The sequence below is a fragment of the Pseudoalteromonas sp. 2CM32C genome (genome assembly GCF_023161925.1).
In the GTDB taxonomy this organism is placed as follows: Bacteria; Pseudomonadota; Gammaproteobacteria; order Enterobacterales; family Alteromonadaceae; genus Pseudoalteromonas; species Pseudoalteromonas marina.
Genome location: NZ_JALNTI010000002.1, coordinates 112,248 through 128,564 on the forward strand (window position 1 = coordinate 112,248; position 16,317 = coordinate 128,564).

13 protein-coding genes are annotated in these 16,317 nt (G+C 38.9%); 5 read left to right on the plus strand and 8 right to left on the minus strand.

Features of this window, described 5'->3' with window-relative positions; all coding sequences use genetic code 11:
- Positions 1-34 precede the first annotated feature (34 nt).
- The gene (locus MTF67_RS04400; RefSeq protein ID WP_248518815.1) at positions 35-1,264 is read right to left on the minus strand and encodes a glycosyltransferase; all 1,230 of its coding nucleotides are present in this window, start codon (positions 1,262-1,264) and stop codon (positions 35-37) included.
- Positions 1,261-2,265, minus strand: coding sequence for a LacI family DNA-binding transcriptional regulator (locus tag MTF67_RS04405; protein WP_248518816.1), 1,005 nt, complete (start codon positions 2,263-2,265; stop codon positions 1,261-1,263). The genes MTF67_RS04400 and MTF67_RS04405 overlap by 4 nt, the downstream gene beginning before the upstream one ends.
- Positions 2,266-2,429: 164 nt before the next feature.
- On the opposite strand from MTF67_RS04405, the gene MTF67_RS04410 reads away from it, so the two are divergent.
- Together MTF67_RS04410 and MTF67_RS04415 are read left to right on the plus strand one after the other, a co-directional pair.
- Positions 2,430-4,892, plus strand: a complete 2,463-nt coding sequence (locus tag MTF67_RS04410; RefSeq protein WP_248518817.1) for a prolyl oligopeptidase family serine peptidase — start codon at positions 2,430-2,432, stop codon at positions 4,890-4,892.
- A gap of 71 nt (positions 4,893-4,963) precedes the next feature.
- Positions 4,964-5,581 carry a LysE family translocator gene (locus tag MTF67_RS04415; RefSeq protein ID WP_248518818.1) on the plus strand — a complete coding sequence of 206 codons (618 nt, stop codon included), beginning with the start codon at positions 4,964-4,966 and terminating at the stop codon, positions 5,579-5,581.
- Positions 5,582-5,632: 51 nt separating this feature from the next.
- Here MTF67_RS04415 and uvrA read toward each other — a convergent pair whose 3' ends face one another.
- The gene (uvrA, locus tag MTF67_RS04420; RefSeq protein WP_248518819.1) at positions 5,633-8,215 is read right to left on the minus strand and encodes an excinuclease ABC subunit UvrA; all 2,583 of its coding nucleotides are present in this window, start codon (positions 8,213-8,215) and stop codon (positions 5,633-5,635) included.
- 193 nt (positions 8,216-8,408) lie between these two features.
- On the opposite strand from uvrA, the gene MTF67_RS04425 reads away from it, so the two are divergent.
- Positions 8,409-8,813, plus strand: coding sequence for a hypothetical protein (locus MTF67_RS04425; RefSeq protein WP_248518820.1), 405 nt, complete (start codon positions 8,409-8,411; stop codon positions 8,811-8,813).
- A 17-nt stretch (positions 8,814-8,830) separates the two neighbouring features.
- On the opposite strand, the gene MTF67_RS04430 is transcribed toward MTF67_RS04425, so the two are convergent.
- The 4 genes from MTF67_RS04430 to MTF67_RS18475 form a co-directional block, all read right to left on the minus strand.
- A complete protein-coding gene (locus MTF67_RS04430; protein ID WP_203988014.1) occupies positions 8,831-9,619 on the minus strand; it encodes a LytTR family transcriptional regulator DNA-binding domain-containing protein in 789 nt (262 codons plus the stop codon).
- Positions 9,616-10,656, minus strand: a complete 1,041-nt coding sequence (locus MTF67_RS04435; RefSeq protein ID WP_348983483.1) for a histidine kinase — start codon at positions 10,654-10,656, stop codon at positions 9,616-9,618. The genes MTF67_RS04430 and MTF67_RS04435 overlap by 4 nt, the downstream gene beginning before the upstream one ends.
- Positions 10,657-10,683: 27 nt before the next feature.
- Positions 10,684-12,537, minus strand: a complete 1,854-nt coding sequence (locus MTF67_RS04440; protein ID WP_248518822.1) for a CIA30 family protein — start codon at positions 12,535-12,537, stop codon at positions 10,684-10,686.
- A 281-nt stretch (positions 12,538-12,818) separates the two neighbouring features.
- Positions 12,819-12,944 (minus strand): hypothetical protein, encoded by a 126-nt coding sequence (locus MTF67_RS18475; RefSeq protein ID WP_282447100.1) that lies wholly within the window; start codon positions 12,942-12,944, stop codon positions 12,819-12,821.
- Between the two features lie 53 nt (positions 12,945-12,997).
- Between MTF67_RS18475 and MTF67_RS04445 the strand changes: the two genes are divergently transcribed.
- Both MTF67_RS04445 and MTF67_RS04450 read left to right on the plus strand, forming a co-directional pair.
- Positions 12,998-14,140, plus strand: coding sequence for an acyltransferase (locus tag MTF67_RS04445; RefSeq protein ID WP_248518823.1), 1,143 nt, complete (start codon positions 12,998-13,000; stop codon positions 14,138-14,140).
- Positions 14,141-14,839: 699 nt separating this feature from the next.
- Entirely contained in the window at positions 14,840-15,529 is a 690-nt protein-coding gene (locus MTF67_RS04450) for a hypothetical protein (protein WP_248518824.1), read from the plus strand.
- Positions 15,530-15,644: 115 nt separating this feature from the next.
- On the opposite strand, the gene MTF67_RS04455 is transcribed toward MTF67_RS04450, so the two are convergent.
- The gene (locus MTF67_RS04455; protein WP_248518825.1) at positions 15,645-16,124 is read right to left on the minus strand and encodes a hypothetical protein; all 480 of its coding nucleotides are present in this window, start codon (positions 16,122-16,124) and stop codon (positions 15,645-15,647) included.
- Between the last annotated feature and the right edge of the window lie 193 nt (positions 16,125-16,317).

Here is a 16,317-nt window from a genome sequence, read left to right on the forward strand (position 1 = left end):
TTTTAAAGACTAATTGGTGTGTGTCTAGTCATTTTTAATCTAATTTTTTATTTTTTTCCGCTATCCATTGCGCCATGTATTGTGTGCTTCGCATTGTATGATGTTTGAGCATTTGTCCGGTAAAGTTTTTTTCACGATGCGTGCTTAAATCGCTGCTTATTGCATCTATTTTATTAATGAGTGCCGCGCTCAATTTTACTTTGTCGTATAAGGTGTTAAGTAGCGTATTGCCAGCTTGCTGGGCATGTTTAAAATCGGTTTCATTGGTATAAAGCTCAACGGCTGCATTTGCAAAGTCTTCGGTATTATTAGCCACTTTACCAGACCAAGGTAAATCGTTGTGCATGCCCTCTACACCAATATTGGTGGTAACGCTGGGTGTTTGCATAATCATGGCTTCAAGTAATTTACCTTTAATACCAGCGCCAAACCTAAGAGGGGCTAAACATACGCGCGCACTTTGCATTACATCATAGGCGTTATCGGCCCAACCTTTTATTAAAAACCCGGTTTTTGGGTTGTTAAGCGCAGTGGCTTTAGGTGGCGGGTAAGAGCCATAAATATGTAGTTCTGCTTTTGGTAATTGCTTGCGAATAAGCGGCCATATTTTTTGCAAGTAAAGAACTGCATCCCAGTTTGGCGCATGCCTAAAATTACCTATCGTCATAAAGTGCTGACGTTCATCAAAGCTTTTTGTGGTTTCGGGCAACGAGGTTAAATCGACCATAAACGGTAAATGGTGTAATAAGCTTGGTTCGACCTTAAATACGCTATTGAGTAATTCCATTTCGTAGCTTGAAATAATTAGGCTTAGGTCGCAACGCAAAATAGCCGCTATTTCGCGTTTTGCTATGTCTGAATGTAAATCGCTGGTTGTAAATTCACGCTCGCCTTTGTGCGCTTCATGGCGTGCGTTTCGCAGGCACTGTAAATCTTCGGTATCGAGAATCTTAATGGCATTGGGGCAATGCTTATCAACGCGCCAACCAAACTGTTCTTCCATCATAAATCGGTCAAACATTACAATATCGGGGTTATAGGCTTTAACGTATTCGTCAAAGCTTTCGCAATTAAGGGCAATGCTTTGGCTTGTTATACCAAAGTCGTCAAGGTTTACCATGTGCTCTGTGCGTTGAGCGGGAGTAGCAAACTCCACTTGCCAGTTTTGTGCTGTAAATGCGTTCAATAATGACATCATGTGCGTACCCGCAGCGGATGAGTTGGGCTCTGGCCATACGTAGCCAATTACCAGCACTTTTTTCATTGGCTAGACTCTTTAATTTGTAAGTTAACATTTACCAGTGTTTTAACCGGTGGGGCTGTATTCTGTAATAGTTCTTGTAGTACTAAAAGGCAACGTTTCGCGATTTCATGCGTGCTGATTGCAACACTCGTTAATGTATCGTCAAGTAAGGCGCTATTTTTAACTTGCTGACAGCTTACTACTTTAATGCGTTGATTAGCTGCTAAGCCTAATGTGTTAATGCTTGCTAGCACGCCGTGGGCGATAATGTCATTCGCACACACAATGGCGTTAATAGCAGGGTTGCTTTTGTAAGCCTGTGCAAAAGCATTTTTGGCACTAAGAGCGGAATTTTCACCACATTCGATTGCGTTTAGTGGCGATATACTGTGTTGGGCACATGCGGTATTAAAGCCATGTTGAAGTGTTATGCAGCTGCTTAATTGTAAATTGCTGCCTATAAACGCAATGTTTGTAACTCCTTGAGAAAGTAAATGCATGCTAACTATATGGCTTGCTTTTTTGTAGTCGGGTAACACACAAGGCGCATTACTAAACGCAAGCTCTTGCATTAACGTAACAACGCTATGCTGAGAACTTAATGTGTCTAACCATTGGGTGCATGTATTCGTCACAGGGCAAATTATAAATCCTGCGGCGTTGTATTCTTTTAGTTTATTAATTGCCTGTGTTTGCTGCTCAACGTTATTGTTACTGCTAACAATAACGGCCTGAAAACCTTCATTGTTTAATATTAGCTCAAGCTCGGTGGCCAGCTGTGCCATAACAGGGTCAGTTAAATCATTTATAACCACAGCGATTAAATTAGAGCGCTTTGAGCGCATAGCTGCGGCATCGCGGTTATAAACGTAGCCTAGCTCATCAATTGCTTTTAATACTTTTTGTTTGCTTTTATCACTGACTTTTTTACTTTGAGTCAGCACCAAAGACACCGTTGACTTAGACACACCTGCAAGGTCGGCAACATCAAAAATTGTGACAGATTTAGCTTTGTTATGCATAGTTGTGTTTGTCGCAGTGATAAATTAAAAACGCGTTAGTGTAGCTTAAACTGGGCTGTTAAGTCATCTTTTGCCATGTGTTGAGCCACCTTAATGCTTTATGAACAAAGCAAAACGTGTTTATATACACTTAATTGTGTAAAAAATAACAAAAGGATAAAAACATGAACGCTTTTAGGCTGTTAGTTGCCTTTATTTGTTGTGTTGTATTACTACCATTTAGTCATGCAGAGCAGGGCTACCAAACTCCTTCGCCTGATTTGGCGGCAGTGGTAGATGCTAAATTGGCGCCCACAAGTTACTTATCAAGTGATGGTCAGTGGCTTGCGCTATTTGAACGCAGGCGTGTTGTATCGCTTGATGAGCTTGCAATTGAAGAGTTAAAGCTTGCGGGGATTAAACTAAACCCGGCTAATTTTTCACGCACACGGGTGCGCGCAAATTTTAGTGCTGTAGAACTTAAACATGTGCAAAGTGGCACTGTTATTAATATTAATAACTTACCAAATGGTATTATTCGCTCGCCTAAGTGGTCTTCTAATAGCAAATACTTAGCGTTTATTGTTGAACAAACAAACGAAGCAAATTTATGGCTTTATAGTGTTGAAAGTAAACAAGCAAAAATGCTTTCAAGTGCTGCGTTAAATTCAGTTTTAACGGCATCGCCATACCAATGGTTACCAGACAGCACAGCCATTATTGCAAACCTAGCTGTAAATGTGGGTAAACCACGACTAGAAAACAACAGCCAAAATGTTGTGCCAGTTATTCAGCAAAGCACTGGTGAAAAAGCCCCCGCACGCACGTATCAAAATTTATTAACGAGCCCATTTGATGAAGCTCAATTTAAGTTTTTTGGCCAAGGCCAGTTGGCTTACATTACCCTTGATGGAAAAGCCCAAGCTATTGGCAGTCCAGCACTTTTTAAATCGTTTTCGGTGTCGCCCGACTCGACTAATATTTTGGTGGCGGGAATTAACGAGCCGTTTTCGTATCAAGTGCCTTACAGCCGTTTTGCGACAACGTGGCAAATATGGGGTATGCGCGGTTTTGCATTAGCCGAGCTTGCTAAGCAACCTTTGGCCGATAATATTCCACAAGGTTACGACAGTGTACGTACAGGAAGACGTAATTTTGAATGGCGAGCAGATCAGGGTGCTGAAGTTATTTGGGCAGAAGCGCAAGATGGCGGCGACATGAAAACTGACGTGCCGCACCATGATTACATTTATAGCTTACGTGCGCCGTTTAAACGCGAGCCAAAGTTATTTGCAAAAGTAGAACGTCGTTATGCGGGTATGGAGTGGGCTAATAACGACATTGCTATGCTGAGCGATTGGCGCTTCAGCGACCGTCAATTACGTACGTATGTTATTCAGCCACGTAATGCCGATAGTAACCGTGTGCTGTTTTCGGAGCGCAGTTATAACGATGCTTATAAAGATCCCGGTAATGCTATTTACGAGCGTAACGATTTAGGCGCTAATGTAATTAAAGTGGTTGGTGGGCGTTATATTTACCTGCGCGGCAATGGCGCGTCAGAACAAGGTAACATCCCGTTTTTAGACAGGTACGATGTAAAAACAAATAGTAGCAAGCGTTTATGGGAATCTAAAGCGCCTTATTACGAGCGTGTAAGGGCGCTGCTTGATGACGAAGGCGAACGCTTTATTACTGTTCGTGAGTCTAAAACTGAGCAGCCTAACTTTTTCATTCGTGATTTAGATGACGATTCGTTAACCCAACTAACGCAATTTGAACACCCATACCCTGCTTTTAAAGGTGTAACAAAAGAACAAGTGCGTTATACGCGCGACGACGGTGTTGAGCTTTCTGGCACGTTATATTTACCACCAGGGTACGACAAAACACAAGGCACTTTGCCTGTGCTTATGTGGGCTTACCCGCTTGAATACAAAGACAAAGCCGTAGCGTCGCAAGTTCGCGAGTCGCCTTACGAGTTTACGTATATTGGTTACTGGGGCCCAATGCCGTACCTTGCCAAAGGTATTGCCGTGTTTGACGATCCTAAAATGCCGATTGTAGGTGTTGATGGTAGTGAGCCAAATGATCACTTCAGAAAACAGCTGGTTTCTAGCGCCAAAGCAGCAGTAGATGTACTGGTTGAAAAGGGGATTGCTGATAAAGACAAAATAGCAATAGCAGGGCACTCATACGGTGCATTTATGGTTGCTAACTTATTGGCGCATAGTGATTTATTTAAAACAGGTATTGCTCGAAGTGGCGCATATAACCGCACATTAACACCGTTTGGTTTTCAGGGGGAAGAACGTGATTTTTGGCAAGCGCAAAGTGTATACGCCAATATGTCGCCGTTTTTTCACGCCGAAAAAATCAATGAGCCAATGCTCATGATACACGGTAAAGAGGATCCTAATTCAGGCACTTTTCCAATGCAAAGTGAGCGCATGTATGCCGCGCTTAAAGGCTTAGGAAAAGATGCCCGTTTAGTTATGCTGCCTTACGAAGCTCATGGCTACCGCGCACGTAAAAGCTTATTACATGTATTGTGGGAGCAAGAGCAGTGGCTAGATAAGTATTTGTTAAATGATACACCACAGCCAGTAGAGGTCGTTAGCGAACCTGCTGTTAATACCCAGCAATAACAATACACATAGGTAAGCAACAGCGCGGCTACTTATAGCCGCGTTTTTGTTATGAATACGAGAGTAAATTAATGATTGATGTAGCAGCACTGGCAGTTTTTATTCCTACCTTCTTTTTTGTATCTATCACACCGGGTATGTGTATGACCCTTGCCATGACATTAGGTATGAGCATCGGTGTGCGCCGCACCCTGTGGATGATGATAGGTGAGTTATTGGGAGTTGCGAGTGTAGCTATTGCGGCGGTACTTGGGGTTGCAAGTGTCATGCTAAATTACCCTGATGCGTTCGCTATTTTAAAGTGGGTCGGTGGTGCCTACTTAATTTATATAGGCGTAAATATGTGGCGCGCCAAAGGTAAAATGTCGGTTAATACACATAGCCCAAGTGATGTAAGTAGGCAGTCGCTTTTTACGCAAGGGTTTATTACCGCTGTTGCTAACCCGAAAGGGTGGGCGTTTATGATCTCACTATTGCCGCCGTTTATTAATGTTGACCAGGCTGTTGCGCCACAGTTATTTATTTTACTTAGCGTAATTATGATAACCGAATTCGTAAGTATGTTAGCGTATGCAACAGGTGGTAAAAGCCTGCGCCTGTTTTTAGCCCGAGGCGATAATATTAAATGGATGAACCGGATTGCAGGCAGTTTAATGATGCTTGTAGGTGTTTGGTTAGCCTTAGATTAATAATAAAGAGCCCGTGGCTCTTCATTATTTTGCGCATAACGACCATTAATTTTAATTAGAACCTGCGTGATTTAACTGCGCTTTTAAAAATGGCGCCGTTTTACTTTTTTGTGATTCAGCGACCCTTTCAGGTTTTCCTTGTGCAACTATTACCCCGCCTTCGTCGCCGGCTCCTGGGCCAATATCAATAACCCAATCACTGTTACTGGCTACTTGCATATCGTGTTCAACCATAATGACGGTGTTGCCAGCATCAACTAAGCCATTTAACTGCGCCATTAGCATGGCTACATCTTTTGGGTGTAGGCCTGTGGTTGGTTCATCTAAAATATAAAGCGTATCGCCTCGCTGTGTACGTTGTAGTTCAGTGGCAAGTTTAATACGTTGTGCCTCGCCGCCCGAAAGTTCAGTAGCAGGTTGCCCTAAACGTAAATAGCCAAGGCCCACTTGTAAAAGCGCATTGAGCGCGCGCAAAATAGCGGGTTCATCGGAAAAAAATGTATGCGCTGACTCAACGGTTAAATTAAGCACATCGGCAATGGTTTTCTCTTTGTAGGTAATATCGAGTGTTTTTTGGTTATAGCGCTTGCCATTACACACAGGGCAAGGCGAATACACGCTGGGTAAAAATAACAGCTCTACGCTTACAAAGCCTACGCCTTCGCAGTTTTCGCAGCGGCCTTTTTTAACATTAAACGAAAAGCGACCGGCATCGTATTTTCGCTTTTTTGCCTCAGTGGTGTTTGCAAATAGCTTACGTACTTGATCGAATAAGCCCGTGTAAGTGGCAAGGTTTGAGCGAGGCGTACGGCCAATGGCTTTTTGATCAACCGTTATTAGGCGCTTTATGTGTTCAATGCCCTGAGTTATTTGCCCGCCGGTTGCTACGTTGAGCTCTTGCTCGAGTAACTCTGCTTCGTCGGTTGGCATTTGTGGCTGCGATTTTTGCCCAAGTGCATCGTAAACCAAGTCAACAAGTGCTTGGCTTACTAAGCTCGATTTACCAGAGCCAGATACTCCCGTAACACTTGTAATAACCCCAAGCGGAAATTCTACATTAAGCTTTTGTAAGTTATTACGTTCAACATTTTTAAGCGTTAGCCACGCTTTAGGCTGGCGTTGCTTGTTTTGTATGGGAGCCTGCTGGGTTTGGTTATTTTTAAATAAATACTGACTAGTGTGTGAGCTACTAATTTGATTTAAGCCTTCAACGGGGCCGCTATAAACTATGTTACCGCCATGGGAGCCCGCATTTGGTCCAACATCGACTACCCAGTCGGCATGTCGAATAACACTTACGTCGTGCTCAACCACAAATACAGAGTTACCAGCAGCTATTAGTTCATCTAAAGCGCTTAAAAGTGCTTGTGTGTCGGCAGGGTGTAAACCTGCCGAAGGTTCATCTAACACATACACAACACCAAATAATTTTGAGCGAAGTTGCGTTGCTAGCCGCAAACGTTGTAACTCCCCTGGCGATAGCGATGGGGTGGTGCGCTCAAGCGATAAATACCCTAGGCCAAGTTTAGTTAATGATTCTATACGTTTAATAATATCGCTTGTAATACGCTTAGCGACGATGGCTTTTTCTGGGTGTGTAGCGTTACTTTTAGCAGGGAGATTAGCAGCAATGCTTAATTTATCTGCAAGTTCGTTTAATGTTAACTGCGAAATTTCGCCTATATCAAGGCCTGCGACTTTAACCGATAACGACTCTTTTTTAAGCTTTTTACCTTTACAGCTGGGGCATGGGGATATTTGCATAAACTGCGACACTCGTTTTTTAATACGAGGACTTTGTGTTGTAGCAAAAGATTTAAGAACAAAGCGCTTAGCACTGGTAAAAGTACCTTTATAGCGAGGTTTTTCGCCATTTTTAATGGCGTTTTTAACCTCTAAAATAGTGTAGTCTGGATAAACAGGCACAGTGGGGGTGTCGTCTGAAAATAAAATCCAATCGCGTGCTTTTTGCGGTAACTCATACCATGGTATGTCGATGTCGTAACCAAGTGATACCAGTATGCGACTTAAGTTTTTACCTTGCCATGCTGGTGGCCAAGCTTCTATTGCGCCTTCGCGTATCGTTTTGGTATTGTCGGGCACAAGTAGTTGTTCGGTTACCTCAAAAGTGCGGCCAATGCCCGAACATTGTGGGCATGCACCTTCGGGGGTATTTGGAGAAAACGCATCGGCATACAAAATGCTCTGCCCTTTAGGGTATTCGCCAGCGCGTGAGTAAAGCATTCGCAGCGCGTTAGAAATAGTGGTTACGCTGCCAACCGATGAACGAACAGAAGGCGCACCGCGCTGTTGCTGCATTGCTACTGCTGGTGGCAGTCCTTCAATTGAGTCTACGTCGGGTTCGTCAACCTGATCGATTAACCTACGTGCATAAGGCGATACCGAATCAAGGTAACGATGCTGCGATTCAGCAAATAATGTTCCAAAGGCGAGCGATGATTTACCCGAGCCCGATATACCAGTAAACACCACAAGCGAATTACGGGGCAGGTTTACATCCACATTTTTTAAGTTATGAACACGTGCGCCTCTTACTTGAATGCTGTGCTCAGTGTTTAATAAAGCCAATTGCGAATGTTCAATCGCGCCTGAACTGTTAAATGTGGTTGCCATGTAATTGTCTCCGTTTAATCGCCATGTTTATTAGGTGAAATTAAAACTAAGGTTACACAAGCAACGCTGAATGAGCGCTTAGTGAGCATTATTGAATTTGTTGTGTGTTTACATAATAGGTAAATGCTGAGAGTATGCTTAACTATGTAGACTATACAAACGTCATTAAGTACGCTTGAAGGAGGTTATTGATATGATTAAAGCATGGATTTTAATGTTGGTTATACTGTCGTCTTCGGTATTGGCAAATACTGAGAACGTAATAAACGTAGACAGAGCCATACCTAATAGCTTGCATTTAGCATTTCCAAACGATGCTAGCATTACGCCTAAAAAAGGCGACTTCAATGTTTTAAATTACATATTAATGAGTAATAACGAGGGTGAACGCTGGGCAGTAATAACACTCACTAATTTATCGACGGGCAATCGTGAGCTTAACGAAGACCACTTAATGGCTTTGTTCGCTGATGGAACGCGACTACCTCCTCAACCTTTTAAATTAAGTTTTAAGGGTAACGAAACGCAGTCGGTAACTGTCTCGTTTGCTGAATATAAATTTCCTATTTTAAGTGTTTACTCAAGTAATGATCAGTAGCTAACTTTAAAATAAGCCTAAATATGCAGTAATTGTTTTAGCTTATCGGCACCGGCTCTGCTGGTGCTAAGCTCCGATTTTACATCGTCGTTTACAATCACCATCAATTTGCCGTTAAACCAGCGCTGTATTTCTTTTATATGGTCAATATTAACCAAATAACTGCGATGAATACGCACAAAATTGTGCATGGCTAGGGCGTGTTCAAGCTGATCGAGCGTGTCGCTCAAGTGATTAAACGTTTCTCCATTCCACGCTAGGCTATTTCCTTGCTCTGATTTAATAAATTTAATATCGCTTGGGGAAAGTAAAAATATGCGCTCGCCACTTTTACTAACCAGTTTGTTTAATGAACTTTCTGTAAGTGTAAAAGCGGGTTCACCTGCGCAGCTAGTTACATGAGTGTGCGCTCGTTGTTGATCTAATTGCTGCTGTGCTTTGGCTAACGCTTTTTTTAATCGTGCAATTGGAAAAGGTTTGAGTAAATAGTCAGTTGAGGCGTGCTCAAATGCTTCAATCGCAAATTGGTCATACGCGGTTGTGTAAATAATAATGGGTTGGTAGTTAAGTAAATCAATAAGTTCAAGGCCATTAATTTCAGGCATTTGAATATCAAGCAATACCACATCAGGAGTCAGCTCATTAATTAATGCAATGGCCTCTTTGCCATTTGTGGCTATACCTACGACGTCAACATGCTCCATTAAGCTTAATTGATGGTTTAATTTTTCGCGAGCAGGAAGCTCGTCATCGGCAAACAGTATGCGCATTTTAGTCGTTTTATTTGGCAGGTTTATATTGTTCATAACGCTAGCTCCAGCGTAACAACAGCACCATTATCATTACTGAGCAATACTTTACTTTGTCCAAGTTGATTAACGCGTAGCATAATGTTTTTCATCCCTATACCTTTTCCGTAGCCACATTTTAATACATCGTCAGTAAAGCCTTTTCCGTTGTCGCTTATCACAATTTTTACCCCGTTAGACATTTCACTCAGGGTAATATTAAGTGTAAGTGAGGTTTGTTTAGCATTGTGCTTAATTGCATTTTCAATAATAGGTTGAATAAGTAGAGGTGGTAGCGTTTTGTTTTTAAGGGTATTAGGAATGTGGTAATTAACCTTAAGCTTATCGCCAAAGCGTGCTTTTTCAATATTTAGGTACTTTTCTATTATGGTAAGCTCTTGCAGTAAAGGTATTTGCTGTTGCTCTGCGGTATCAAGCGAGTACCTTAAAATATCAGCCAGTTCATGCAGTACTTCATCGGCTAAATCGGGTTTTGTGTGTATGTAAGCGGAAATTGTATTTAAGCTATTAAACATAAAGTGAGGGTTTAGCTGGTATCGCAATGTAGCAAGTTGGGCTTGTTTAAGCGCATGTTTTTCGGCTGTTACGCGTTTTTTGCTTTCAATAAAAATACTGGTAAGGTAAATACACGAGCCCCAAAGTAAGCCGTTAAATACAACAAATATCCCCATTGATTTATGCCCATCAAAAAGCAGTGTCAGTAATACATCGGTAAGCACATTACCGAGGGCCATAAATACAACGGCAATTAACCATTCAAGTGCTGTTTTATTAATGTGCTTATTGCGCAGATAAAAAATAACCGCTGCCGCACTCCATACCGGAACCCAATAAAAAGTAATAAACCACACGGTTGCGGCGAGTGCACTGCCGCCTGTTAAGGGCGCAGAGTTAGCAATTATCAGCCCAAGGGCATAAGCAATATCAACAATAAGTAGAATAAAAAAGCTGTATTTGTAAAAAGGATGTTTGAGCATAATAGGTGCTTCTTTTTGTAAGTGATTAAACCATAACAAAAAACAGTCAAAACCCAAAGAGTTTGTGTTTTGACTGTCACTTATTTAGAAGTAAGTTAGCTCTTTGATTTGTAATGTATTTTTTAACGGCTCGTTGCTTGCGCCTGGCATTTTACGCCACATTAAGTTAACCCCTGTTAATTCTGTTGCCGACCACGTAACGGGGCTACCAAACCCAAACTGTTTAAATGTAGTAAAAGGTATATCAAGCGTGGTCCACTCATCGCGTGGTTTTAAAAGTACACTAAAGTGATCCCAATCTTTTACATCACTATGATAAACAGACATAGCAAAAGGTGTAGTTGAGCCTTTATAGGTTAAGCGAATACCTTTAAATGCTGAGGCATCAGCCGGTGACGAAAACTTAATTTCAGCGCCTGCCCATGCACCAAAGCTGGTAGGCTTTGTAATGGTTGTATCAATAGTTAAGCTATTTTTATGCGTGGTAAGCGTTGCAACAGACTGCCCACCCATTACCGAATCGCTCATAGCTTGCCATGGTGTATCACCGGTAAAATCATCAATACTATGCTGTGCTTGGCTGCTTTTAACTTCTTCATTGCAGGTAGGGCCTTGTGGTGTAATGGCCTTGTTTTGAGCAATAAGCGCTGAGCGGTCTACTTTTAAACCTGTTTTATACACCTGTGAGATAGTGTGAATATGATTTATATCATTAAGTGGGTTTTGTTTAAGCAGTACAAAACTTGCCTCAAAACCTTTAGTAAGTTTGCCAATGCTCCCGGCTTTATTAATCGCTTTTGCGCCGTTAATCGTTGCTGCGTTAATTATTTCACCATTAGTTAGGCCTGCTTTTTTAAGCGCATCTAACTCGTTGTGTAACCCAATACCGTGCAGCGTGTAGGGGTTTCCGGCATCAGAGCCTGTGCCAATAGTAATATTAGCTTTATGTAGCTTTTGTATATTTGCATAAGCTGTTTTACGCTCATCCCACGCGTGCTCTTTCCACTTTGAAGGTGCAGGCACCTTTTCAAACAAACACCCTTGAAGCTTTTCAGGAATGGTTTTTAGTAACTCGCTTTGTGAGCTAATAGTATGGTTATGCTTTTCATCGCTATGATTGTGGTACACGGCAAGGGTAGGAATGTAAGTTACGTTATGATCTTTCATTAGCGTAATAAACTCATCGTCAATCGCTTCGCTATTAATGCCGTGCGCTAAAGCCGTTGCACCGGCCTTAATTGCGCGTTTACCATCATTTAGTGTAGAAACATGCACAAAATACGGTAAATTAGCGGCTTTAGAGCGCTTACCTAGCTCCGCCAGTTGGCTATCAGTTAACGATTTACCTACACCGCCAAAGGTTTCAATAACTGCTTTAGTTACATGTGGATTAGTGCTTATATGTTTTTGCCACAGCGCTGCTATGTCTTCATCTTTTGCAATTTCGTATGCTTGGCCGCCAAACTGCGTGCCATGTCCGCCAGGGTTGGTAAACAAAGTACCTGCATAAAAAAGGTTAGGGGTTAGTTGGGTTGCTTTTAATTGAGCGGCTTCGTTTAGGGTTTGTTCAAACGAAAACAAATCAACAATGTTAGTTACGCCTAAATACAAATTAGAATTAAAGTGCGATTTAACCGGCAAATACTGAAATTCAGTAAAGTTACTGCCCGATGAGCCTAAATGTACATGTAAATCAATTAAACCGGGTATTGCATACTGGTTGTTGGCGTTAATTGTTTTATCTGCGTTTTGTAGTGGGTCAGTCGCTTTAGTAATGCTTACAATTTTACCCTCATCAATATACAGCGAACTTGGCGCAGAAAAGCTTTGCGAACTACTTTGGTACAAACGAATGTTGTCGACTCGCAGGTCAATGGCGTGAGCACTAAAGTGGCTTCCTAAACTCAGTGCTATAACTGTTTTTGTAATAATGTTCATGACTGTATTCCTTATCAAAAAAATAGGTGTTTGGCATTTTGTTGATAAGAAAGTTAGCGACTTTTATAACCTGCTTCATTAATGTTTATCTGAATCGACATTATTGGCAGTTGAACCGACACAATAGTAAATAAGCGTTGTGGTGGGGCGGTTCAGGTTCACTAAATTAAGTGCTTTGAATGAGCGACAGGTTCTATTGACGGGGGGCCTATTTTAAGACAAAGCTATAAAATTTGATCATGTTTGAATGGTTATTAAGGGCAGTGATGAGCGAGAAATAGTTAGTCAAAAATCTTAATGTCTGAAGTCAAGATTTGACCCTCGACTTGACCTTTAAAAATAATTATTGCCTTGCCTTGCCTTGCCTTGCCTTGCATTGCCTTGCCTTGCCTTGCATTGCCTTGCATTGCCTTGCCTGTATAATACTTTCGAGATTATTAATTTTTTGGTAGCGAGTAGGATGATGAATAAAAGATTTGAGGCATTGGATGCTTTTCGAGGAATATGTGCTTTATCAGTGGTGTTATATCATATGAACGTACTTGGTTCTGTCACTGAACTGGATTTCTTTAATAATAGTAGTATTTTCGTCGAGTTCTTTTTTGTTTTAAGTGGATTCGTCTTGGCTCACGGTTATGGGTCTAAAGAAAACCTTAATTTCAATACGTTTATGAAAGCGAGGTTTTTCAGGTTGTATCCATTGCACTTCTTTATGTTTTTGGTGTTTGTTATTCTAGAATTTGGTAAGTTGTTTGCGTATAAGTTTGGTGGTTTTGTTTTTAATAATGAACCTTTTACTAATTCCGCTGCAGTTAGTGAAATGATACCTAATTTATTATTAATTCATTCATGGACACCGTTCACAGAAAATATTAGCTTTAATGGACCTTCGTGGAGTATTAGTATTGAGTTTTATATGTATGCTTTGTTATATATATCTATTGTCTTATTTAAATCTAATCGAATAATATCTTGGTTTGCTATCTCATTCACTGCCTTTCTTCTTATGTATTTAGGATCTGAAATATTAGTATCATCTGTGTTGAGAGGGCTTTCTTGTTTTTTTGGTGGTGCCTTTACTTATGTAATGTATAAAAAACTATCACATTTCAAACCATCTTATATTTTGGGAAGCATCGTTGAGACGTTACTACTTATATTGGTTGTCTTAATTGTTCAATCTACTTTTGAATATCGCTCAATTATTGCACCAGTGTTATTCTTTTTTACTGTATTATTTTTTGCTTTTGAGTGTGGTATTTTTTCACAATTATTAAAAATAAAACCATTGCAATATGCAGGAAAGCTATCGTATTCAATTTATATGACTCACTATGCAATACTTTTTTGTTTGTTATCTACTGCTATGGTACTTCAAAAAATTACAGGTATTGAAATGGCACCTATGATTGAAACAATAAGGTTTTTAAACTTTGGTGGTGCTATTATAAATAATTTAGTTGTCATTGTCATACTTGCTATAGTTATTTATATTTCAAGTCTAACTTATAAATATATAGAGATTAAGGGACAAAAATTAAACAAAAAAGTAGGGGCAGATAGTAGTACAGAGCAAACTAGAATCAGCGCTACTAGATCTTAAGCTTATTGCTTTTTGATGTATTCTATTAGGTCAAACTTCTCATTTAATCAACTTTTCTTACAAGCCTATCTAACGGGTAGGCTTTCCTTAAAACCCCTCTAAAAAAGCAACTTAAGATACATTAGCTTTAATCTCATATTCTATTGCTCGCAATGCTCTTCAAAATACTTTTTTAATAAAAACAAATCTCAATCCCGCTCTTTATTAAAGGATTTTCATTAAAGAATATATATTAGTTTTTAATATGTATTAATAGGGTGTCGAATTATGGGGTTTTAGTGGTGCTGTCTCGTGGGGTTTAGTGGTGTTGCCTTATGGGGTTTGGTGGTGTTGACTTGTGGGGTTTGACAATAAATAAAAAGATGATATTAATAATGCCATAGACGTAAAAAAAGCCACTTTGACGAGTGACTTGATTAAATTGAACTTCATCTATTGTGAGATAAGTATATATTTAACACCTATTTAAATATTGTAAAGTAAGTTGGTGTAAAAATATTATTGTATTTCTTATTTCTTATTGAAGTTTAAGCGTTTAATTTAACAATTAATAAGAGAGAAAAATATGAATAATAAAAAATATTTTATGGCGGTTCCGAACGAAATCATGAGCACCAAGACCCTTTACACTACGAATTATTAAACTTTGATGAAAATATCGAACTAAAAGTTTTCATTGCTGTTTTAACTAAAGCGACAATGATTTTCAAAGTAAATAAAAATAAAGATATACAAACTTTTTCAACAGTCGGTCTCTTGGGCGATAATAGCTTTTTACCTAAATCAATCAATCTAAAAAAATTAACTTCAATCATTCAAAATATGGAAAATCAATCTTTTGATACATTAACTATAAATCTTAAAACAGTGTCTTTTGAGCTTTCAGTTGTTTATAAAAAAGCGACAATAAAAAACGGATTTTCAAAAGTTAACTTGATGATTTTAAAATCTCTTAGATTTTTAAAAATTACTAAATTAGCGATTCTGACAGAAATTAACCCAAAGGGTTATTTACCTTTAAATTACTTATTAAAAGTATTGAACGTCAATCAAAAACTATCAAGAACAGGAAGGATAATGGAAATTAAGCAAGCATTTAAAAGCCTTGAAGAACTTGGCTTATTAGACTGGGAATACATCTATCCAGTAAATAAAAATGTTAAAATTTCACCAGACGATTACAAGTTTCACTATAAAGCAACAATAAAAAATAACGACACAATCAAGGAAGAAGAAAGCACGTTAAAAGAAGTTAAAAATGACATAATGGAAAATATTGATAAAACTTTTAACGAAGAAGATTTTGATTTAGATGAGTTATTAGAAGAGCTTAATGAACCTGTTTCAGTCAAAAAGAATGATAATGAACTTTATGATATACCTTTTTAATTATAAGGTAATAAAACGATAATTAATTCACTAACGCAAAAACCAAAGGTTTTCTTGTTTACTCATTATTTTTTTTCAAACAAAAAACGTTTGAAATAAACTAATCGAGCTGTTCTTATTTATTAAATATTATTGTCATTTTCTTCGTTTTTTTACTTTTTAAATTTATAGTATTTTCAAGTTCGGCCGCTTTTTTTGGGTCAACTTTTCTTAATGCCGAAATTGCATTTTTTACATCTGTATTTGAAATGTTAATCTCAACAATTGATAAATCCATTTGAGTATCTAAATCATTTAAAAACTCTGTATTGTTTTCAATTCTGTCTAATAATTTTGTTGATACTGGTCTATTATCTTTTTCTAAATCAGCTTTTAAAACTAAATCAATTTTTAATTTTTTATTATGTTTTGAACTTAGATTTTTGTTATTTTCATTGTTTAAAATAAGTTGTTCTGCTTTTTGTATTTCAGCTTTTGATGTTGCTAAAAGTGCATTTTCATCTTGTTTATTTTCGGGCTGATTTACTTCTAAAGTTAATTCTGTCAACAATAGTTTTTTATCAATTTTCATTTCTTGTAGTGCTGTTTTTTTCATTTCAAATATCCTTATTTGGTCTGGGTTTATTGCTGTATTTTCTACGATTTTTTATTTTTTAATATGTTTCTTTTTTGCTTCAATATCTACTTCAGTTTTTGTAATTTCTTTCTTTTTTAAAGGTTTAATTTCTTTAATAAAAACGGGGGGATATCTGATTTTTTAGTTAATGAATCATAAATTGATACAGCCA

Coding starts and splice junctions, on each gene's coding strand:
- MTF67_RS04400 (WP_248518815.1), bottom strand. CDS start 1,264: ATGAAAAAAGTGCTGGTAATTGGCTACGTATGGCCAGAGCCCAACTCA.
- MTF67_RS04405 (WP_248518816.1), bottom strand. CDS start 2,265: ATGCATAACAAAGCTAAATCTGTCACAATTTTTGATGTTGCCGACCTT.
- MTF67_RS04410 (WP_248518817.1), top strand. CDS start 2,430: ATGAACGCTTTTAGGCTGTTAGTTGCCTTTATTTGTTGTGTTGTATTA.
- MTF67_RS04415 (WP_248518818.1), top strand. CDS start 4,964: ATGATTGATGTAGCAGCACTGGCAGTTTTTATTCCTACCTTCTTTTTT.
- uvrA (WP_248518819.1), bottom strand. CDS start 8,215: ATGGCAACCACATTTAACAGTTCAGGCGCGATTGAACATTCGCAATTG.
- MTF67_RS04425 (WP_248518820.1), top strand. CDS start 8,409: ATGATTAAAGCATGGATTTTAATGTTGGTTATACTGTCGTCTTCGGTA.
- MTF67_RS04430 (WP_203988014.1), bottom strand. CDS start 9,619: ATGAACAATATAAACCTGCCAAATAAAACGACTAAAATGCGCATACTG.
- MTF67_RS04440 (WP_248518822.1), bottom strand. CDS start 12,537: ATGAACATTATTACAAAAACAGTTATAGCACTGAGTTTAGGAAGCCAC.
- MTF67_RS18475 (WP_282447100.1), bottom strand. CDS start 12,944: ATGCAAGGCAATGCAAGGCAAGGCAAGGCAATGCAAGGCAAGGCAAGG.
- MTF67_RS04445 (WP_248518823.1), top strand. CDS start 12,998: ATGATGAATAAAAGATTTGAGGCATTGGATGCTTTTCGAGGAATATGT.
- MTF67_RS04450 (WP_248518824.1), top strand. CDS start 14,840: ATGATTTTCAAAGTAAATAAAAATAAAGATATACAAACTTTTTCAACA.
- MTF67_RS04455 (WP_248518825.1), bottom strand. CDS start 16,124: ATGAAAAAAACAGCACTACAAGAAATGAAAATTGATAAAAAACTATTG.